The following is a 19,743-nucleotide window of genomic DNA, read 5'->3' on the forward strand; positions in this document are numbered from 1 at the left end:
ACCGACTCGGTGCATCCTGACTGGATAACACCAGCGCTTCCGCGCGAGATCACCTCCGTGTGAGCACCGCCATCGCAACGAAGGCGCGGTCGCGGACGTCTCCCGGCCACGGGTAGCAATACGGACAACCAGAGGAGCACACCAGCGATGACCGCCCCACCCCAGGGTGTCGAGGTCGATCAGATCGAATTCCCGGCAGGCACGATCCGGTACTACCGAGCGGGAACCTCCGGTACGCCGGTAGTCCTGCTGCACGGTGGCGGTCCGGACAACGCCCTGCTGAGCTGGCGAAACACCATCGGGACGCTGGCGGCAGACCACCGGGTGTTCGCACCCGACCTACCCGGCCAGGGCGGCAGCACCGCGTGGCGCGGCCGAGCCAACCAGCGCACCTTCGAGGAAGTGCTCCGGTGGCTGCTCGACACCTGGCAGGTCCCGCAGGCGATCCTGGTCGGCCTGTCCATGGGCGGCAGCATCGCCGCTGGTTTCACGCTGCGCCACCCGCAACGCGTGCGTGCACTGGCACTGGTCGACAGCACCGGTATGCAGCACCGGATGCCCCGGCACCTGCTCACCTACCTGCTCATGCACACCGACCTCAGCGGCCGCGTGGCGGCGAACCTGCTGCGCCGTAGCCGTGCGCTGACCCGCACCGCGCTCAGCCGCATCTTCTTCGCCGACGCCACCAAGGTCACCGACCTGGAGTCCATCGTCGACGAGGTCGTCGCCGAGGCCCGAGTTCGCCGTTCGGTGTTCGCCGACTGGCACGGCGATGCCATCGGCCGCCGCGCCATGAACATCAACCACCTCCCGCAGCTCGGCCGCGTGTCGTGCCCGACCACGGTCATCCACGGTGAGCAGGACGCGCTGATCCCGGTCGCCGCGGCCCGCGACACCGCAGCGGCGATCCCGAACTCGACGCTGCGGGTGCTGCCCAACAGCGGGCACTGGCCGAACCGGGAGCGCCCCGCGGAGTTCAACGCCCTGCTGCGGGAGTTCGTTAACGGGCTCGGCGAGGAGACACCGGCGGAGTAAGGAAGGGAACCGGCCTGTCACTTCCGTCGCGCGGCCGGGCCGAAGGTGTGCACGGGAACCTTCGTGTCACCGAACGCCCGGCCCGCTCGTTCCCGCCGCTGAGCTGCGGAAGGGAACCTTGCCGTCAGTCCGCCGGCTCGTCCGGGTAGGTCCGGCGGGCGGTCGCGAAGCGCGGCCGCCCGACCAGGTCGGGATGCTCCTGCACATCTGTGAGCACGCGGCGGGCCCGCAGCAGAGCGGGCACCGAGCCGCCGTGGGTGTCATCGTGTTCGATGGCCACGCCGCCACCCGGGCGCAGCAGGCGCGCTGCGGCGGCCACGACGTGACGGACGACGTCCAGGCCGTCGCGGCCGCCGAAGACCGCGTCGTACGGGTCGTGGTTGCGGACCTCCGGCGGAACCGGCGTGCCGTCAGGCACGTACGGCGGGTTGCACAGCACCAGATCGACCACGCCGTCCAGCTCCATGAACAGCGTCGGGTCGGTGACATCGCCCGAGTACAGGTGGATCGGGGTGTCCCCGGCCTGCGTTTGCTGATCGGCGTTGCGCCGAGCCCAGGCCAGCGCGGTCGGGTCCTTCTCCACAGCGTGCACGCCAGCGTCCGGGCGCGCGTGGGCGACCGCCAGCGCGAGGGCGCCGGACCCCGTGCACAGGTCGACCACGGTCGGTTCGTCCACGCATTCGAGGGCGTGCAAGCCCCACTCGAGCAGCAACTCGGTTTCCGGACGCGGCACGAACACGCCCGGCCCGACCCCCAGATCGACCGCCGCGAGATGTGCGCTGCCGGTGAGGTGCTGCAGCGGAACCCGCGCGGCGCGCCGACGCACCAGGTCCTCGAGGGCCTGCACCTGTGGCGGGTCCACCAGCGGCACCATCATCAGTTTGGTGCGCTCGACACCGAGCAGGTGGGCAGCGAGCAGCTCGGCATCGGCACGAGGACTGGCCACTCCGGCCGCGGTCAAGGTGCGCTCGGCCTCGAGGATGGCAAGCCGCAAGGGCTGTCGGGTCACGTCGCCAGCTTAGGACGCCAGGCGTTCTTCGCGGTCGGCCGCGAGCAGCGCGTCGAGCACAGCTTGCAGGTCGCCGTCGAGAACCTGATCGAGGTTGTAGGCCTTGTAGTTGACCCGGTGGTCGGAGATGCGGTTCTCCGGGAAGTTGTACGTGCGGACCCGTTCGGAACGGTCCACGGTACGCACCTGGCTGCGCCGGGTCTCGGTCGCTTCGCGCTCGGCCTCCTCCTCGGCCATCGCCTGCAACCGGGCCTTGAGCACCTGCATGGCACGCAGCTTGTTCTGCAGCTGCGACTTCTCGTTCTGGCAGGAGACCACGATGCCGGTCGGCAGGTGCGTGATGCGCACGGCCGAGTCGGTCGTGTTGACGCTCTGCCCACCGGGACCCGACGAGCGGTAGACGTCGATTCGGATGTCCTTGTCCTCGACCTCCACCTCGTCGACCTCTTCGGGCTCGGGGTAGACGAGGACGCCCGCTGCGGAGGTGTGCACGCGGCCCTGCGATTCGGTGACCGGCACGCGCTGGACGCGGTGCACGCCACCTTCGAACTTCATCAGCGACCAGACGCCGTCGAGGCCAGGATCACCGGCCTTGGTCTTGAGCGCCACAGTGGCGTCCTTGTAACCACCGAGGTCGGATTCGGTGGTGTCGAGGATCTCGGCCTTCCAGCCCTGGCGCTCGGCGAAGCGCAGGTACATCCGCAGCAGATCCCCGGCGAACAAAGCCGACTCCTCGCCACCTTCGCCCGACTTGACCTCCAGGACCACGTCCGTGCCGTCGTGCGGGTCGCGCGGCAGCAGGAGCTCGGTGAGCCGCGCCTCCATCCCGGGGACCTCTTCGGCCAGCCGCTCGGCCTCCTCGGCGAAGCCCGCGTCATCCGCGGCGAGCTCGCGGGCCGTCTCCAGGTCGGAACGGGCCTGGTCGAGCTCCCGCGCGGCACGCACGATGGGCGTCAGCTCGGCATAGCGGCGACCGAGCTTGCGCGCGTTGGTCTGGTCGGCGTGCACGCTGGGGTCGGCCAGGCGCTGCTCCAGCTCGGCGTATTCGGCGAGCAGACCTTCGAGCTTCGATGTCTCCACTGGCGACCCTCTTCACTGGCTGCGGACGTTGGACCTCGCGAAGCCGCCCCCGGCGCCGTCGCACAGCCGGTTCACCTCGTCGAAGACGGTTCCGAACGCAGTAACGGCGCCCGCTCTCCCGCATCGCANTCCGCTTGCCGTAGCGGGCCTCGAAGCGGGCGACACGACCACCGGTGTCGAGGATCTTCTGCTTGCCCGTGTAGAACGGGTGGCACTTCGAGCAGACCTCAACGGTGATCTGCCCGCTCTGGCGGGTGCTGTGGGTGGTGAAGGTGTTGCCACAACCGCAATTGACCTGCGTCACCACGTACTCGGGGTGGATACCACTCTGCACGGCTTTTTCCTCTCTACCTTGGCCGCCGGGTCCACGTGCCATTCGCAACGTGGTGAACCGGAGCCGGAATCAGCCTTCGATTGTGCCAGACCGTGGCACGCGACCTGCAACGCAGGTGCGCGGGGAGCTATTCCCCGGGCCGCTCGTCGTGGCAGCACAACCGCCCGCCGCAACCAGACGACCGCCCGGCGAAGCGGGCTGCGGTGAGGATGCCCTCAGGCCGGTCGGACGTCCATCCTTCTTCGTGTGTTGCTGTGCGCGGTGCTTGGCAGACTCACCATCCGGTCGTGGTTCGTCCTGCCCCTGTTGTTCCTCGGCAGCGCCAGCGGAGTGGCGGCGCTGCTGGATCTCGTGCTGCGCCAGCCCACCAGCCTCGACGGTGACCTGACCTTGTCAGCACCCTTGCTGTTCGGTTTCGCGGCGGGCCTGACCATGCTCAGCGCCGGCAACGTGCGGTGGAACCACCGCTGGCAACGGTTCGGACTGCGAACCGGCTACCCGCTGCTCATGCTGGCTTGCGCGATCAGCATGGACGGCCTGACGCTGCCGATGGTGGCGGCGCTGGTGATCGGTCCGATCGCGGCGATGCTACTGACGACGATCTTGATCAGGACCTACCACGAACGCGACGAGGCCGACTGCTTGCGCGCGACCTGATCGAGCAGGGGAACCTTTCTGTCACCACGCGCGGCCAAGCGAGCATGGGAACCTTCCTGTCATCCCTCCCCCAGACATGACGAGGCCCGCACCGGAATCGGTGCGGGCCTCGTCATCGGGCAGGAGGAGGTCAGTCCTCTTCCTTGCCCGGGGTGGTCTTGGCGACCTGCGTCAGGAACTCGATGTTGGTCTTCGACTTGCGCAGTCGATCCTGCAGGAGTTCCAGCGCCTGCTGCGCATCGAGCGCGGCGAGCACCCGGCGCAGCTTGTGCGTGACGGCCAGCTCGTCCGGCGAGAGCAGGATCTCGTCCTTACGAGTGCTGGAGGAGTCCACGTCGACCGCGGGGAACAGGCGCTTGTCGGCCAGCTTGCGGTCCAGCTTGAGCTCCGCGTTACCGGTACCCTTGAACTCCTCGAAGATGACCGTGTCCATCGTCGAACCGGTCTCCACCAGAGCCGTGGCGAAGATGGTCAGCGAGCCGCCGTTCTCGATATTGCGGGCCGCACCCAGGAACCGCTTCGGCGGGTACAGCGCGGTCGAGTCGACACCACCGGACAGAATTCGCCCGGAAGCCGGAGCCGCCAGGTTGTACGCGCGACCCAGACGGGTGATCGAGTCCAGCAGAACGACGACGTCGTGTCCCATCTCGACCAGGCGCTTGGCGCGCTCGATGGACAGCTCGGCGACCGTGGTGTGGTCCGACGGCGGACGGTCGAAGGTGGAGGCGATGACCTCACCCTTGACCGAGCGCTGCATGTCCGTGACCTCTTCGGGACGCTCGTCGGCGAGGACGACCATCAGGTGGCACTCGGGGTTGTTGGTGGTGATCGCGTTGGCGATCGCCTGCAACACCATCGTCTTACCGGCCTTCGGCGGCGAGACGATCAGCGCCCGCTGCCCCTTGCCCACGGGCATCACCAGGTCGATGATCCGGCCGGTGAGGTTCTGCGGATCCGCTTCCAGGCGCAGCCGCTCGTTCGGGTACAGCGGGGTCAGCTTGTGGAACTCGTTGCGGCTCTTGGCCGCGTCCGGCTCCAGACCGTTGATGGAGTCGACCCGCACCAGCGGGTTGAACTTCTGCCGCTGCTGCTCGCCATCACGCGGCTGCCGGATGACGCCCTTGATCGCGTCACCGCGGCGCAGGCCGTACTTCCGAACCAGCGACAGGGACACGTAAACGTCGTTCGCGCCCGCCAAGTAACCGGAGGTCCGCACGAAGGCGTAGTTCTCCAGCACGTCCAGAATACCGGCGACCGGCAGCAGGACGTCGTCCTCGCGAACCTCCGGCTCACCGCCGCCTTCACCGCGACCGCGGTTGCGGCGACGGTCGCGGAACCGGCGCCCGCGTCCGCGACGACCGCCCTCGTCGTCGTCATCGTCCTGGCGGTTGTCCTGGCGGTTGTCCCGGTTGCCCTGCCGGTTGTCCCGGTTGTTGTCCCGGTTGTCCTGGCGGTTGTCCCGGTTGTTGTCGCTCTTGCGCTCGTTGTTCCCGCCGCGCTGGTCGTCTCCACCGCCGGACTCGGCGCCTGCGTTGTTGCGACCGGACGAGCGCCGACGACGGTTGTTGCCCCCGCGACGGTTGTCGTCATCGCCCTCGCCGGAACGGCGCGGGCGGTTGCGCGTGGGAGCCGACGAGCCGTTGTTGCCCGACTCGGACGTGTTATCGCGCGAGGTCTTCTCGGTCTTCTCGCCCTTGTCGGCCTTATCGGCCTTGTCGGCCTTCTCGCCGCCCTCGTTTTCATCGAGGGCAGGCTGACTGGCCTTGGACGAGGCTTCCTCCGTGCTCGCCGTGGCCTTCTTGGCCGAACGGGCGCGCGGCGCCGTGCTGCCACCTTGCTTTTCCTTGATGGCGGCGATCAGGTCGCCCTTGCGCAGGCCGCCGGTCTCGATCCCCAGTTCCCCCGCGAGTTGGCGCAGCTCGGCAAGAACCATGCCGGAAAGTCCGCCGCGTCGCCGAGGAGTGCCGTTGGCCTCGGCGTCCTGCTGGCCAGCAGATGAGGAGCCGTTAGCCGCCTCGCTGCTCAACAGTTCGGTGTTGCTCACGAATGTCCTTCCTGACCGGACCGCGTCTCCTACGCGACCCAGCGGATTGCCCGCCCGCTCATCTGAGTGCGGGCGGCCGGTGTGTGCTACCAGCCCTATCGCCGGTCGGATTCGCCCCGCGCACGCAGCATTACCGACGACGGCGTTGGCTCGGGGAACCAGCAGCACCGGGCAGACGGAGGCACCCGGCTCGCGTGGTCCATGTGCGACGCATCCACTCCGATCCACACGTGCCGATGCACGTACTGCTGCCTCATTCCAGGAATCCCCGACTCTTGCAATGCCCCCGTGGACCGGGAAGCTCCGGGAACCGGGCCGGCGTCATGATCACCTTGAGGGCCACACCGTGGAACTTAAGGCCCAAACCCCGACGTCGGCAACGGATCGACACCGAATGGCCCCGAAGCGAACTCACATTGAGTTGACAACTCCTGCCTCGGCCACCGCTACGCCGAACCCGCTAAGTTGATCTTCACCCGTGTCGGGCAAAGTCCAATACACAGCGGGAGAGTGCGCACCGGAAAACAATGTTCCGGATACGGCACCGGCCCTAGGCGCGGTGACTGATTGACCTTGAGGGTAGACGCCCCGTAGTCCCGGTGCAACAACCCCCTGGGCGCGTTGCGCCCGTGCAGATCAAGCCGTCGACTTTCCGCCAGCGAAAGCCTTGGGAGCGAGCGCGGCCACTGAGACCGGGTTCGCGGCGACCCCGAGCGACTTACCGCGGTCGGGCTGTCGGCGACGGTTCCTTTTTACCACTCTACGCCGACCTACCTCGCGCTGGGGGCTCTGAACAGGACATACACCTGGGTGGGGCTGAGCGGCGGCGCGGGCGTGACGTGGGCAAGGGAACCTTCCTGCCACCGGCACGCCCGGCACGACCACTGCGATCCTGCGATCAGCCCTCGAAGTGCATCCGCACGCCGTGCGTGTCCACCGGAAGTCGCAACTCTTGGAACCCGCCGGTCTCGACCCCGGCGAGGTCGTCGCGGCCGACGGGCAGCGCGAGCACCGTCGGCCCCGCCCCGGAGACCGCAGCGGCGACCCCCGCCGCGCGCAACCTGCGCACCAGGGCAACCGTCTCCGGCCAGGCCGGTTCGCGGTAGTCCTGGTGGAGGCGGTCGTCGGTGGCTTCCAACAGCAGTTCAGGACGGCGAGTGATCGCCTCCACCGCCAGTGCGGCACGCCCCGCGGCGAACGCGGCATCGGCGTGCGGGACCTCGTCCGGCAGCAGCCCTCGCGTCGTACGCGTGGACGACTCCCCTTGGGGGACCAGCGCGATCGGCGAAACATCGGGGTGCGCTTGCAGGCTCACCGCGCGGAACGACTCGGGCGAACGCCAGGCGAGCACGAACCCGCCGTGGAGACTGGCCGCCACGTTGTCGGCATGTCCTTCCCGCACGGCAGCCAGGTGCAGCGCACGCCGAGCGTGCTCCGGGGCGTTCAGATCGATTCCGGCGAGCCCGTGCGCGATGGCGATACCGGCGATGATCGCCGCCGCCGACGATCCCAGCCCGCGCGAGTGCGGAATGGCGTTATCGCAGTGCAGCTCCAGCGCAGGCGGGGCCGCAAAGCCCAGTTCGGCGAGGGCGTCGTGCACCACGCGCACCACCAGGTGCCGTTCGTCGCTCGGCAGGGCGCCGGCGCCCTGCCCCTGCACCGACACCAACGCCGTGCCCGCGGGCCCGTCGGTGATGCGGGCGGAAACGTTGTCGTACAACGACAGCGCCATGCCCAACGCGTCGAACCCGGATCCCAGATTGGCCGTCGACCCGGGCACCGACACCCGCACGGCGGACACGGGAAGCCCGCTCATCGCAGTTCCAGTGCGCTCGCCACGGCACTCGGGTCAACCGGCAGCGGTTCGACCTCGACCATGCCGGACAGCGCCGTGTCCGGGTCCTTGAGGCCGTTGCCGGTCACCGTGCAGACGACCGTGGAGCCGGCGGGCAACGTGCCGTCGGCAGCGGTGGCCAGCAAGCCGGCAACGCTGGATGCCGAAGCGGGTTCGACGAACACGCCTTCCCTGCTCGCGAGGGTCCGGTAAGCGCTGAGGATCTGCTCGTCGGTGACCGCCGAGAACAACCCGTTCGAAGCGTCCTTCGCCTTGACCGCGCTCTCCCAGGAAGCGGGGCTGCCAACCCGGATGGCGGTGGCGACCGTCTCCGGCTCGGTGACCGGCTGACCGTGCACCAGTGGTGCGGCGCCGGCGGCCTGGAACCCGAACATGCGCGGCAGCTTCTCGATGAGCCCGTCGTCGCCGTATTCGGCGTAGCCCTTCCAGTAGGCGGTGATGTTTCCCGCGTTGCCGACCGGCAGGCAGTGCACATCGGGCGCTCGGCCCAGCACGTCGCAGATCTCGAACGAGGCGGTCTTCTGCCCCTCGATGCGCACCGGGTTCACGGAGTTGACCAGGGTTACCGGATGCTCGGCCGCTGTCTTGCGGGCCAGCTCGAGGCAGTCGTCGAAGTTGCCCTGGACCTGCAGGATCTTGGCGCCGTGCACGACGGCCTGAGCCAGCTTGCCCAGCGCGATCTTGCCCTGGGGCACCAGCACCGCCGAAACGAGTCCGGCGCGTGCCGCGTACGCGGCGGCCGAGGCCGAAGTGTTGCCGGTGGAAGCGCAGATGACGGCCTTGCTGCCCTTGGCCAGGGAATGCGTCATGGCCACCGTCATGCCACGGTCCTTGAACGAACCGGTGGGGTTGGCGCCCTCCACCTTGAGGTAGACCGTGCTGCCGGTGAGCTCGGAGAGGTGCGGTGCGGGCACCAGAGGGGTATTTCCCTCCTGCAGGGTCACGACGCGGGCCCCGTCAGGAATCTCGACCCGCTCCCGGTAGGCCTCGATCAGGCCCGGCCACCCCGCACCGGACGAGACCGGAGCGCCCTGGATGTTCGTCACGTCGCTTCACCTTCCACGCGCATCACGCTGACCACCTCGCGCACGATCGAAAGCTGCGCGATCTTGTCCACTGTGGACGAAAGTGCCGCGTCCGGAGCGGTGTGGGTAACCACCACGAGGCTGGCCTCCTCGCCCCGCCCCTGCTGACGCACCACCGAAATGCTCACATCGTGCTCGTTGAACGTGGCCGCGACCTGCGAGAGCACGCCCGCCTTGTCCGCCACGTCGAGGCTGATGTGGTAGCGGGTCGGAGTCTTGCCCATCGGCTGCACCGGCAGCTGGGCATGGGCCGACTCGCGGGGACCTTTGCCCGCCAGGACCTTGTTGCGAGCAACTGCGACGAGGTCCCCCAGCACCGCACTGGCCGTGGGCGAGCCGCCCGCGCCCTGGCCGTAGAACATGAGCTGTCCCGCGGCCTCGGCCTCGACGAACACCGCGTTGAACGCGTCGCCGACACCGGCCAAGGGGTGGCCGCGCGGAATCATCGCCGGGTGCACTCGAGCCGAAACGGACTCGTTGCCATCGGCGTCGACGACCCGCTCGCAGATCGCCAGCAACTTGACCGTGCGATCGAGCGCCTTCGCGGCGGCGATGTCTCCCGGCGTGACCGAAGAGATCCCCTCCCGGTGCACCTGGTTGGCCGTCACGCGGGTGTGGAACGCCAGCGACGCGAGGATGGCCGCCTTCGCCGCGGCATCGAAGCCGTCCACGTCGGCGGTGGGATCCGCCTCGGCGTAACCCAGCCGCCCGGCCTCGTCAAGGGTCTCCGAGTAGCCGGCACCGGTGGAATCCATCGCCGAGAGGATGTAGTTCGTGGTGCCGTTGACGATGCCCATGACCCGGTCGATCCGATCCCCGGCCAGCGACTCGCGCAGCGGCCGCAGCAGCGGGATGGCCCCGGCGACCGCGGCTTCGAAATAGATGTCGGCGCCGGATTCGTCGGCCGCCGCGTAGAGCTCCGAGCCGTGCTCGGCCAGCAGCGCCTTGTTCGCGGTCACCACGGACTTGCCCGAGCGCAGCGCGGTCAGCAACAGGGATCGGGTCGGTTCGATGCCGCCGATGAGCTCGACCACCACGTCGACGTCGCCCTCGACCAGGGCCTGAGCGTCCGCGGTGATCAGGTTCTCGGGCACCTCGGGATGTTTGTGCGGACGTCGAACCGCCACCCCGGTGACGAGCACCGGCGCACCCGTGCGCGCCGCGAACTCCTCCGATTGATCCTGCAGCAGCCGCAGCACCTCTGTACCGACGGTGCCGCACCCCAACAGCGCGACCCTGATCGGTTCACGGTCCCGGATCACTCACACCTCCAGCCGAAGCAGGTCGTCCTCGGTCTCCCTGCGCAGCAGCAACCGTTCCTGACCAGCACGAACCGCCACTACGGGCGGCTTCGGCAGGCGGTTGTAGTTGCTGGCCATCACGTAGCAATAAGCGCCGGTGGCGGCCACTGCGAGCAGGTCTCCCGGAGCAATGTCCTCTGGAAGCCAGCAGTCGCGCACCACTACGTCACCGGACTCACAGTGCTTGCCCACGATGCGGGACAGCGCGGCGGGTGCCTCGGCGGCGCGCGAGACCAGTCGGCTGTCGTAGACGGCGTCGTAGAGCGAGGTCCGGATGTTGTCGCTCATACCGCCGTCAACGCTGACGTAGCGGCGCTGCATCTCGGCGCTCAGGGCGACGTCCTTGGTGGTGCCGACCTCGTAGACGGTCATCATGCCGGGACCGACGATCGCCCGACCGGGCTCCACTGCGATGTTGGGCACCGGCAGCCCGGCGTTGTCGGCCTCCTTGGCCACGATCTCGCGCAGCCGAGCAGCCAGCTTCTCCGGCGGCAGCGGGTCGTCGTCGGCGGTGTAGGCGATGCCCAGCCCGCCGCCGAGGTCGACGGTGGTGGCCGTTTCCAGCGCCCCCGGTCCGTGCTCCTCGCGCAAATCGGCCAGCAGGCGCACCACGCGGTGCGCGGCCAGGTCAAAACCTTCCACGTCGAAGATCTGCGAACCGATGTGGCTGTGCAGACCCGCCAGCACCAGCGAGTCGGTCTTGAGCACCCGGCGCACGGCCTCGGCGGCCTGGTCGTCGGCCAGGGAGAACCCGAACTTCTGGTCCTCGTGGGCGGTGGCGATGAACTCGTGGGTGTGCGCCTCGACGCCGACGGTCACGCGCACCAGCACGCGCTGCTTGAAACCGCGCTCGGTCGCGATGTGCTCCAGCCGGGCGATCTCGTGGAACGAGTCCAGCACCACCGAACCGACCCCTGCCTCCACGGCGGTGGTCAGTTCCGCGACGGACTTGTTGTTGCCGTGGAAGGTGATCCGCTCGGCGGGGAAGCCCGCGCGCAGCGCAACCGCCAGCTCACCACCGCTGCACACGTCCAGGCTCAGCCCTTCCTGATCCACCCACCGAGCGAGCTCGGTGCACAGGAAGGCCTTGGAGGCGTAGTGCACGGCGGCCGGGTCCCCGAACGCCTCGGCGTACTCACGGCAGCGCGAGCGGAAGTCGTCTTCGTCGAGCACGAACAGCGGGGTGCCGTACTTCTCGGCCAGCTCGCGGACGTCAATACCGGCCACCCGCACGACACCGTCCTCGCCGCGCTCGGCGTTGCGCGGCCACACATTCGGGTGCAGCCGGTCGATGTCGTCATTACTGACCGGAACGGGTCCTGCGGTACTCCCGGGCGGCACGACCTCGGCGTGCCGGGGCCCGGCGGGATGGGCGCGCATCGTGAAACGCTCCTTCGCAGCCTGTCGATCGGCAGGCTGGTGAGTGTGTGGGCAGGGCGGGCTCCCCAAGCAACACTGCTCAGGTCACTGCGCATACCTGCGATTACATCTGCTCCGGGGCGCTGACGCCGAGCAGGCCGAGGCCGTTGGCCAGCACCTGGCGAGTCGCTTCGCACAACTGGAGCCGCGCGATGGTCAACGGGTTTGCCTGGTCGTCACCGGGCTGCAGCACGCGGCACGCGTCATAGAACTTGTGGTATGCGCTGGCCACGTCCTCCAGGTAGCGGGCCACCCGGTGCGGTTCACGCAATTGGGCGGCCGAACGCACCACCCGGGGGAATTCCCCGAGGGTGCGGATCAAGTCGCCCTCACGTTCGTGGGTGAGCAGCGACAGGTCGGCATTTTGCACGTCTCCGCGCTCGATTCCCAGCGACATCGCGTTGCGCTGCAACGACGACAGCCGGGCGTGCGCGTACTGCACGTAGAACACCGGGTTCTCGTTGGTGCGCTTGCTGATCAGGTCCAGGTCGATGTCGACCGCCGAGTCGACCGAGGAGCGGATCAGCGAGTAGCGCGCGGCATCCACGCCAACGGCCTCGACCAGATCCTCCAGGGTGACGACGGTGCCCGCCCGTTTGCTCATCCGCACCGGTGTGCCCTCGCGCACCAGGTTCACCATCTGCCCGATGAGCACCTCGACCACCGCCGGGTCATCGCCCAGCGCAGCGGCGGCTGCCTTCAGACGGGAGATGTAGCCGTGGTGGTCGGCACCGAGCATGTAAATGCACAGGTCGAACTCGCGGGAGCGCTTGTCGCGCAGGTAGGCGATGTCCCCGGCGATGTAGGCGGGGTCTCCATCGCTCTTGATGACGACCCGGTCCTTGTCATCGCCGAACTCGGTGGAGCGCAGCCACCAGGCGTTCTCGTCGAAGTAGAGGTGCCCGGAAGCCTTGAGCGTCTCGACGCACTCGGCGACCTGCCCGGAGAGGTGCAGCGAGTTCTCGTGGAAGTAGACGTCGAAGTCGGTGCCGAACTCGTGCAGGCTCTGCTTGATCTCCTCGAACATCAGGCCCACACCGATGCGGCGGAAGGTCTCGTGCCGCTGTTCGGCGGGCTGATCCAGCGCACCCGGCTCGGCCTCGGTGACCTGCGTGGCGATATCGAGGATGTAGTCGCCGCCGTAGCCGTCCTCGGGCGCGGCCTCGCCCTTCGCAGCGGCGATCAGGGAGCGCACGAAGCGGTCGATCTGCGCGCCGGCGTCGTTGAAGTAGTACTCGCGGGTGACCTCGGCACCTTGCGCGGACAGCACCCGGCCGAGCGCGTCACCGGCAGCGGCCCAGCGGGTGCCGCCCAGGTGGATCGGACCAGTGGGGTTGGCCGAGACGAACTCGAGGTTGACCCGGAGCTTGGCGTAGAGGTCACCGCGACCGAAGCCCGCCCCGTTGCTCAACACCTCGCGCACGATCTGGCCCTGCGCATCGGCGGCCAGCCTCAGGTTCAGGAAACCGGGACCCGCCACGTCGACGGAGTCGATACCGTCCTGGTCCGCCAACGACTCGGCCAGCCAGCCCGCGAGGTCGCGCGGCACCACACCGACCTTCTTCGCGACCTGCATCGCCAGGTTGGTCGCGTAATCGCCGTGCTCGGGATTGCGAGGTCGCTCCACGGTGACGACCTCGGGCAGCACGGACGTGTCCAGCCCACGAGCGGAAAGCACGTCGACGGCGGTGGTACGGACCAGTTCTGCGAGCGCTGCGGGAGTCACCCTGAGCAGTCTAGGGATGTGTCCGCGCTGCTCAGCCAACGGGTAGACGTCGTGGTGTGGCCAACATGCTCGGCGGGACCGCGTGACAGGAAGGTTCCCATGCGCGCCCCGGCCTGCCGCACACCCGAAGCCGATCACATCGGGCAGGATGTGCCCGCACAACATCGAATCGAGCCGGGTCGCCACCGGATGCCGTGGCGGAGACCTGCGATGGCGAGCAATCGCCTAGCACCCCACCGCCACCTCAGCAATCTCTACACTGATGGGCGCTGGTCCCCGGTTCTGGCGAGACGAGGTTTGCGAGCAGGATGTCGAGCAAGAAGAAGAATGCGGTAAGCGGCGCCGCGGTGGTCAACCAACGGTCGATTCCGTGGCTGCCAATCGCCTTGGTAACCGTTGTTGCAGTTTTCGCGGCGGCCATCTTCGGTTTCGTCTACTCCAAGCATTCGGACAAGGCGGAGGCGAAGGCAGCGCAGACGGCGCGAGAGCAGGCCGCTGCGGAGTTCAAGCCCTCCCCGCAGAACCCTGACCCGTCCAAGAACATCCCGGGCGTGAAGACCGCCGATTACGCGGGCCAGAAGCACGTCCGGCCGAACGACCGAGTGGCCTACGACCAGAGCCCGCCGTTCGGCGGCCCGCACGACGGCGTCTGGGCCGACTGCACAGGTGTCGTCTACCCGCAGGCCGTGCGCAGCGAGAACATGGTGCACTCCCTCGAGCACGGCGCGGTGTGGATCGCCTACAACCCCGACAAGGTCGACCAGCCGGGCATCGACAAGCTCAAGCAGCGCGTCGAGGACAAGCCCTACACGATGATGTCGCCCTACCCGAATCTGGATAAGCCCATTTCGCTGCAGTCGTGGGGCCACCAGCTCAAGGTCGACAACGCCGGTGACCCGCGCATCGACCAGTTCATCACCGCACTGCGCCAGAACAACAACGGCGTCTACCCCGAGATCGGCGGCTCCTGCCAGGCCTACCCGGGCGCGTTCGACACGAACAACCCGCCGCCGTTCAACCCCACCCCGCCGGGACCGGACGCGATCCCGATGAGCGGTGAGGGCGCCAACGCCGGCTCCCCGATGGGTCAGTGATTCCAGTGACCCAGACACGGCGCCTACCGCTGGTATTCATCGGTGTTGTCGGCGCGATCGCACTGCTGCTGCTGGGCGCGGCAGGCGGGATGCTGCTGGTCTCGCCTGCCCAGGACAGCGCGCAGCAACAGGCCGGACCCAACCAGGTCGACATCGGATTTTCCCAGGACATGTCCCTGCACCACCAGCAGGCCGTCACGATGGCCACGCTCGCCCGCGAGCACGGCAGCACGGTCGACGTGCGCCAGTTGGCGTTCGACATCGAAACCAACCAGCGCGACCAGATCGGCCGCATGCAGGGCTGGCTGAGCATGTGGAATCAACCCGCGCACGCCAGCGGTCCGTTGATGCAGTGGATGAAGTCCGGCGACGACCACGGCCAGCACGCCACCATGCCGATGACCGACGGCCCGCTGATGCCGGGCATGGCCACCAGCGAGGAGATGTCGCGCCTGCAGTCGCTGCGCGGCGAGGAGTTCGACGTCTTCTTCCTCCAGCTGATGCTGCGCCACCACCAGGGTGGCGTCCCCATGGCCAAGGCCGGCGCGGCACGTGCCGCATCGCCTGCCGTGCGCGCCCTGGCCGAGAACATGCTCGGTTCGCAGGGCAACGAGATGAAGCTGATGACGACCATGCTCGACAAGCGCGGCGCGAAACCACTGCCGATGAACTGATCTCGGGAACCTTCCAAGCACTCAACGGCCGTCCTTCCTCGGAAGGGCGGCCGTTGGTATCAGGCCAACCGGTCAGTCGAGAACGAGCAGGGGAACCTTCCTGTCACCACGCGCATCTGCTCACCAGGTGAGCTCCTGGCAGCGCTTCGCGCACTCGGTGGGTTCGACCTGCAAAGTCGCGTGCTCGATCTCGTAGCGCTCGGACAGCAGCCGCTGCGCGGCGACGAGCACTCCCCCGTGATCGGCACCGGGCTTGGTGGTCAGGTGCGCCGAGGCCACCTCCATGCCCGAGGTCAGCGTCCACACGTGGAGGTCGTGCACCTCGGTGACCGACGGCAGCGAGGCCAGCTCATCGCTGAGTTCGCTCACGTCGACGCCCTCGGGGGCTTGCTGGACGAGAATCCGCAGGGCCTGGCGGGCGAGCTTGAAGGTCCTCGGCAGCACGAACAACCCGACCGCCATCGCGATCACCGGGTCGGCCATGTACCAGCCGAATGCCCAGGTCATAAAGCCGCCGATCAGCACTCCGACCGAGCCGATGGTGTCAGCGAAGACCTCGAGGTAGGCGCCGCGGACGTTGAGGCTCTCGCTCGCGCCCTGGCGCAGCAGCAGGAACACGACGATGTTGGCGACCAGCCCGGCAGCGGCGGTGAGCATCATCGGCACGCCCGCGACCTCGTGCGGCTGCATGAACCTCTGGATCGCCTCGTAGACGATGTAGCCGGCGACGCCGAACAGCAGAACCGCGTTTGCCAGTGCTGCCAGCACTTCAATTCGGTAGAGGCCGAAGGTGCTCTTGTTGGTGACCGAACGCCGTGCGGTGGTGATCGCGGCAAGCGCCATGCCAACACCGAGCACATCGGTGAACATGTGCCCCGCGTCCGATAGCAGCGCCAGCGAGGACGTAAGCAGCCCGACGACCGCCTCGAGCACGAAGAAAACCAGCAGGATGCCGAGGGACGCCGACAGCCTGGTCAGGTAGCGGCCGGACGCGCTGTTCGCATCCGTGGCCGAACCATGTCCGTGGCCGTGGCCGTGGCCCATTCCAAGCTCCTCGCGCCTACGCCAGATACATAGCAAAGTATGCATGATTCCGAGCGCCAGTGAACAGTGTGGCGTGCGGCACGACCCCCGGTTGGGTTGTGCGGCCAACCGGCGACGTGCCTAAGCCGTTCCCCCTCCGAACAAGGCCGCGACCGATCACCACGACTTGCGAGGGACCCCCGCCAAGACGCGCACCGCCGATGCGATAAGCTATCGATCGTCCGCAGCGGCGAGCCCTCGTAGCTCAGTGGATAGAGCACTGCCCTCCGGAGGCAGGTGTCGCAGGTTCGAATCCTGCCGAGGGCACATAGCGAGATAGATCAGATCCACCCTGAGCAGGTTCTAACCGCCAAGGGTGGATTTTTCTTTTCGCACCGACTGCGGTGCGAGTTTCGCCGTGGCGCTACCAGTACACCGCGGTTGGCGATCCACCGCGGAAACACCGGTTCAGCAGACCTCCTTGCGCATGCACGCACGTGGCGATCGGTCGAGGCCGTACGCAACCTCGTCGGCCCGTATCTTCCGCAGACCCGGCGTCTCCTCCGCCGGGCGCAGGTACCGGAAGCCCAAACGCTCGTAGTACGGCCCGTTCCACGGCACCACGACGTACGTCGTCAGGGTGACCGCAGGCAGACGACGTGCCTGCGCCCACTCGATCAAGTGCTCCAACAGCGCCCGCCCGATTCCGCGGCCCGCGTAGCCCCTAGCCACCGAGACCTGGTCCAGATGCGCATTGCCGTCGACGATCTCCACCAGCAGGTAGGCGACAGGCCGATCATCGCGATCGGTGCTCACCCACGCACGGCCATCCGCGGCGAAGCCTCGCAGAACCTCGATCGTCGGCGGCGCGTCCTCGGCCACGAAGTCCATGCCGATCTCGGCGAAAAGCTCACCGGCCGACCGCTCGACGTCCTGGAGCGCGGGAAGGTCGCCTTCCTTCGCCGGACGTATTGGCGGAAGACCCATCAACTCACCCCCGGAGGCCATGGCACCGACACCGGTAGCGACCGCGCCGTTGATGTGACCACGATAGGCACGCTCCCCGGAAACGCTAGAGCCCGTGCCACCGCCTCGACTCCGGTGGCTACCACGTGCGCACGCGATAGTGGATGCCGGAAACGGGCAAGGGAACCTTCCTGCCGCCGGACTGGCAGGAAGGTTCCCATCCTCAGATCACCGCCGTCCGTGGGCGCCGATGCCCGTGAGCGAGCGAACCTCCATCTCGGCGGCACGACCGGGCTCGTCCCGCTCGCCGAACACCGTGCCGATATAGCCGCACAGGAACGACACGGGGATCGAGACCAGTCCCGGGTTGCGCAACGGGAACCACGCGAAATCCACGCCAGGGAGGATCGAGTCCGGGGCTCCGGACATCACTGGGGAGAAGATGACCAGCACGAGGCAGGTGCCCAACCCGCCATAGATGCCCCACAGCGTGCCGAGGGTGTTGAACCGCCGCCAATACAGCGAGTAGAGCAACGTCGACAGGTTCGCCGAGGCTGCGAAGGCGAAGGCCAGCGACACCAGGAACGCGAGGTTCTGACCGTTGACGAGGATGCCACCGAGGATCGAGGTGGCGCCGATGATCAGCGCGGTCAGGCGCGCGACCCGCACCTCGGAGTCCGGCTCGGCCATTCCGCGCTTGAACACGTTGGCGTAGACGTCGTGCGCGAACGAGGCGGACGCGGTGAGGGTCAGCCCGGCCACGACCGCGAGGATGGTGGCGAAGGCGACCGCCGCCACCACACCCAGCAACACCGTGCCGCCGATCCGGTAGGCGAGCAGCGGCGCCGCGGAGTTCTCACCTCCAGGGGCCGCCAGGATCGCGTCAGTCCCGCTGACCGCTCCCGCGCCGAACCCGATGACCAGCGTGCAGAGGTAGAACACCGCCATCGAGCAGGTCGCCCACACCACCGACTTTCGGGCTTGCAACGCGTTCGGCACGGTGTAGAAGCGCATCAACACATGCGGGAGGCCGGCGACGCCCAGAACCAGCGCCAGCGAAAGCGAAACGAAGTCGAGTCGGCTCGTGGCGTCCTTGCCGTACTGGGCGCCGGGCGAGAAGATCCGCTCCCCCAAGGGGTTGCGTTCAGCCGCCTGCTGCATCAACGAGGTCAGGCTGTACCCGAACTTGCCCAGCAGGAACAGCGTGATCATCGCGACGCAGAGCATCAGCGCGACGGCTTTGATCATCTGCACCCAGGTGGTGCCCTTCATGCCGCCGACCAGCACGTAGAAGATCATCAGCACGCCGACGCCGCCGATCACCAATGCTTGCCCACCCGCGCTGTGGACGTTGAGCAGCAGCGCCACCAGGCTTCCGGCGCCGGCGATCTGCGCGATCATGTAGATGAACGAGATCATCAGGGTGGAGACCGCGGCAGCTGCCCGCACGGGTCGCTGCTGCATGCGGTAGCTGAGCACGTCTCCCATGGTGAACCGGCCTGTGTTGCGCAGGAGTTCAGCGATCAGGAGCAGGTTCACCAACCATCCCACGAGGAAGCCGATGGAATAGAGGAACCCGTCGTAGCCGTGCACGGCGATGGCACCGGCGATTCCCAGGAACGACGCGGCGGACAGGAAGTCGCCGGACAGGGCGATCCCGTTCTGCGCGCCGGTGAATCCAGACCCTGCCGCGAAGTAGTCGGTGGTGGTGCCCGCGCTGCTGACGCGGTAGACGATGAACAGGGTGATCAGGACGAACGCCGCGAAAATGCTGATGTTGAGGACCGGGTCGGCATTGCTCATCGCGGCTCCTCCCCGGTGACGTTGACATAGAGGTCGTGAACCCGCGGGTCGATCTCGCGCGCCGCGTAGCGCAGGTACCAGACGATGATCAGCACCGTGCTGGCGAACTGGCCGAGCCCCAGCAACAAGCCGATGTTGACCGCGCCGAACACCCTGGTCCCCATGAACTCGGGGAAATAGGCGGCCAACACGACATAGACGAGGTACCAGGCGAGGAACGCCGCGGTCATCGGGAAGGTGAAACGGCGGACCCTGCCGCGTAGTTCGCGAAACTCGGACGACTGTCCGATGCGCTCGAAGTCAGGGGCGGGTCTGGCGACGTCCGAGCGCCACGCGGATTTGTCGATCTCGCCGAATGTGGCGTCACCCTGCGGCGGGGACGGGGTGGCGTTACGCATGCGTCCTTCCAAGCGGTCGTACACCTGCATCGGCGTGCTCGCCGACACCTGAAATCCCCCGACGTTCCGCGGACAGCCGCACAGCACGTGATCTTCTCGATCGGGCGAGGCGAATGTCCGACGACCGCACTCCCTGCGATGCCAACCAGGCGGAGAGTCTAACCACCCAACGCCGATAGCTGGACCGTCACAGCGACACACCACACCTATTGATGAATCTCCCGATCACAGATCGCATTC

Annotated in this window: 16 protein-coding genes, 1 tRNA gene and 1 pseudogene; 5 read left to right on the forward strand and 13 right to left on the reverse strand. The window is 67.7% G+C overall.

Annotation, left to right across the window (positions count from 1 at the left end):
• Positions 1-147 precede the first annotated feature (147 nt).
• Positions 148-1,035, forward strand: a complete 888-nt coding sequence (locus tag ABD289_RS13510; protein WP_344131139.1) for an alpha/beta fold hydrolase — start codon at positions 148-150, stop codon at positions 1,033-1,035.
• Positions 1,036-1,159: 124 nt separating this feature from the next.
• On the opposite strand, the gene prmC is transcribed toward ABD289_RS13510, so the two are convergent.
• The 3 genes and pseudogenes from prmC to rpmE form a co-directional block, all read right to left on the reverse strand.
• Positions 1,160-2,044 (reverse strand): peptide chain release factor N(5)-glutamine methyltransferase, encoded by an 885-nt coding sequence (gene prmC, locus ABD289_RS13515; protein WP_344131142.1) that lies wholly within the window; start codon positions 2,042-2,044, stop codon positions 1,160-1,162.
• A 9-nt stretch (positions 2,045-2,053) separates the two neighbouring features.
• Positions 2,054-3,124, reverse strand: a complete 1,071-nt coding sequence (prfA, locus tag ABD289_RS13520) for a peptide chain release factor 1 (RefSeq protein WP_344131145.1) — start codon at positions 3,122-3,124, stop codon at positions 2,054-2,056.
• Between the two features lie 130 nt (positions 3,125-3,254).
• A pseudogene (rpmE, locus tag ABD289_RS13525) lies at positions 3,255-3,458 on the reverse strand (50S ribosomal protein L31); the annotation flags it as partial.
• 330 nt (positions 3,459-3,788) lie between these two features.
• Here rpmE and ABD289_RS13530 point away from each other — a divergent pair.
• Positions 3,789-4,115, forward strand: a complete 327-nt coding sequence (locus ABD289_RS13530; RefSeq protein WP_344131148.1) for a hypothetical protein — start codon at positions 3,789-3,791, stop codon at positions 4,113-4,115.
• 130 nt (positions 4,116-4,245) lie between these two features.
• On the opposite strand, the gene rho is transcribed toward ABD289_RS13530, so the two are convergent.
• The 6 genes from rho to argS form a co-directional block, all read right to left on the reverse strand.
• Positions 4,246-6,159, reverse strand: a complete 1,914-nt coding sequence (rho, locus tag ABD289_RS13535; protein WP_344131151.1) for a transcription termination factor Rho — start codon at positions 6,157-6,159, stop codon at positions 4,246-4,248.
• 898 nt (positions 6,160-7,057) lie between these two features.
• Complete coding sequence (thrB, locus tag ABD289_RS13540; RefSeq protein ID WP_344131154.1) at positions 7,058-7,975, reverse strand: homoserine kinase; 918 nt, start codon at positions 7,973-7,975, stop codon at positions 7,058-7,060.
• Complete coding sequence (gene thrC / locus ABD289_RS13545) at positions 7,972-9,060, reverse strand: threonine synthase (protein WP_344131157.1); 1,089 nt, start codon at positions 9,058-9,060, stop codon at positions 7,972-7,974. The genes thrB and thrC overlap by 4 nt, the downstream gene beginning before the upstream one ends.
• Positions 9,057-10,361 (reverse strand): homoserine dehydrogenase, encoded by a 1,305-nt coding sequence (locus ABD289_RS13550; RefSeq protein ID WP_344131160.1) that lies wholly within the window; start codon positions 10,359-10,361, stop codon positions 9,057-9,059. The genes thrC and ABD289_RS13550 overlap by 4 nt, the downstream gene beginning before the upstream one ends.
• The gene (gene lysA / locus ABD289_RS13555) at positions 10,362-11,780 is read right to left on the reverse strand and encodes a diaminopimelate decarboxylase (RefSeq protein ID WP_344131163.1); all 1,419 of its coding nucleotides are present in this window, start codon (positions 11,778-11,780) and stop codon (positions 10,362-10,364) included.
• 103 nt (positions 11,781-11,883) lie between these two features.
• Positions 11,884-13,545, reverse strand: a complete 1,662-nt coding sequence (argS, locus tag ABD289_RS13560; RefSeq protein ID WP_344131166.1) for an arginine--tRNA ligase — start codon at positions 13,543-13,545, stop codon at positions 11,884-11,886.
• Between the two features lie 308 nt (positions 13,546-13,853).
• On the opposite strand from argS, the gene ABD289_RS13565 reads away from it, so the two are divergent.
• Both ABD289_RS13565 and ABD289_RS13570 read left to right on the forward strand, forming a co-directional pair.
• Positions 13,854-14,639 carry a thioredoxin-like domain-containing protein gene (locus tag ABD289_RS13565; RefSeq protein ID WP_344131169.1) on the forward strand — a complete coding sequence of 262 codons (786 nt, stop codon included), beginning with the start codon at positions 13,854-13,856 and terminating at the stop codon, positions 14,637-14,639.
• 5 nt (positions 14,640-14,644) lie between these two features.
• Positions 14,645-15,313, forward strand: coding sequence for a DUF305 domain-containing protein (locus ABD289_RS13570; protein WP_344131172.1), 669 nt, complete (start codon positions 14,645-14,647; stop codon positions 15,311-15,313).
• Positions 15,314-15,433: 120 nt separating this feature from the next.
• Here ABD289_RS13570 and ABD289_RS13575 read toward each other — a convergent pair whose 3' ends face one another.
• Positions 15,434-16,357 (reverse strand): cation diffusion facilitator family transporter, encoded by a 924-nt coding sequence (locus tag ABD289_RS13575; RefSeq protein WP_344131175.1) that lies wholly within the window; start codon positions 16,355-16,357, stop codon positions 15,434-15,436.
• A gap of 233 nt (positions 16,358-16,590) precedes the next feature.
• On the opposite strand from ABD289_RS13575, the gene ABD289_RS13580 reads away from it, so the two are divergent.
• A tRNA-Arg gene (locus ABD289_RS13580) sits at positions 16,591-16,663 on the forward strand.
• A gap of 141 nt (positions 16,664-16,804) precedes the next feature.
• Here ABD289_RS13580 and ABD289_RS13585 read toward each other — a convergent pair.
• The 3 genes from ABD289_RS13585 to ABD289_RS13595 form a co-directional block, all read right to left on the reverse strand.
• On the reverse strand, positions 16,805-17,344 hold the full coding sequence (locus ABD289_RS13585) for a GNAT family N-acetyltransferase (RefSeq protein ID WP_344131178.1): 540 nt from the start codon (positions 17,342-17,344) through the stop codon (positions 16,805-16,807).
• 186 nt (positions 17,345-17,530) lie between these two features.
• Positions 17,531-19,105: a solute symporter family protein gene (locus ABD289_RS13590; protein ID WP_344131181.1), complete on the reverse strand. Its 1,575-nt coding sequence runs from the start codon at positions 19,103-19,105 to the stop codon at positions 17,531-17,533.
• Positions 19,102-19,551, reverse strand: a complete 450-nt coding sequence (locus ABD289_RS13595; protein WP_344131184.1) for a DUF485 domain-containing protein — start codon at positions 19,549-19,551, stop codon at positions 19,102-19,104. Before ABD289_RS13595 ends, ABD289_RS13590 begins: the two co-directional genes overlap by 4 nt.
• Positions 19,552-19,743: the final 192 nt, after the last annotated feature.

This window comes from Saccharopolyspora halophila, from assembly GCF_039531955.1.
GTDB classification, from domain to species: Bacteria; Actinomycetota; Actinomycetes; order Mycobacteriales; family Pseudonocardiaceae; genus Saccharopolyspora; species Saccharopolyspora halophila.

Bases quoted from the DNA above. Each gene is read 5' to 3' on its own strand.
- ABD289_RS13510 (WP_344131139.1), top strand. From the start codon at position 148: ATGACCGCCCCACCCCAGGGTGTCGAGGTCGATCAGATCGAATTCCCG.
- thrB (WP_344131154.1), bottom strand. From the start codon at position 7,975: ATGAGCGGGCTTCCCGTGTCCGCCGTGCGGGTGTCGGTGCCCGGGTCG.
- lysA (WP_344131163.1), bottom strand. From the start codon at position 11,780: ATGCGCGCCCATCCCGCCGGGCCCCGGCACGCCGAGGTCGTGCCGCCC.
- ABD289_RS13565 (WP_344131169.1), top strand. From the start codon at position 13,854: ATGTCGAGCAAGAAGAAGAATGCGGTAAGCGGCGCCGCGGTGGTCAAC.
- ABD289_RS13575 (WP_344131175.1), bottom strand. From the start codon at position 16,357: ATGGGCCACGGCCACGGCCACGGACATGGTTCGGCCACGGATGCGAAC.
- ABD289_RS13585 (WP_344131178.1), bottom strand. From the start codon at position 17,344: ATGGCCTCCGGGGGTGAGTTGATGGGTCTTCCGCCAATACGTCCGGCG.
- ABD289_RS13590 (WP_344131181.1), bottom strand. From the start codon at position 19,105: ATGAGCAATGCCGACCCGGTCCTCAACATCAGCATTTTCGCGGCGTTC.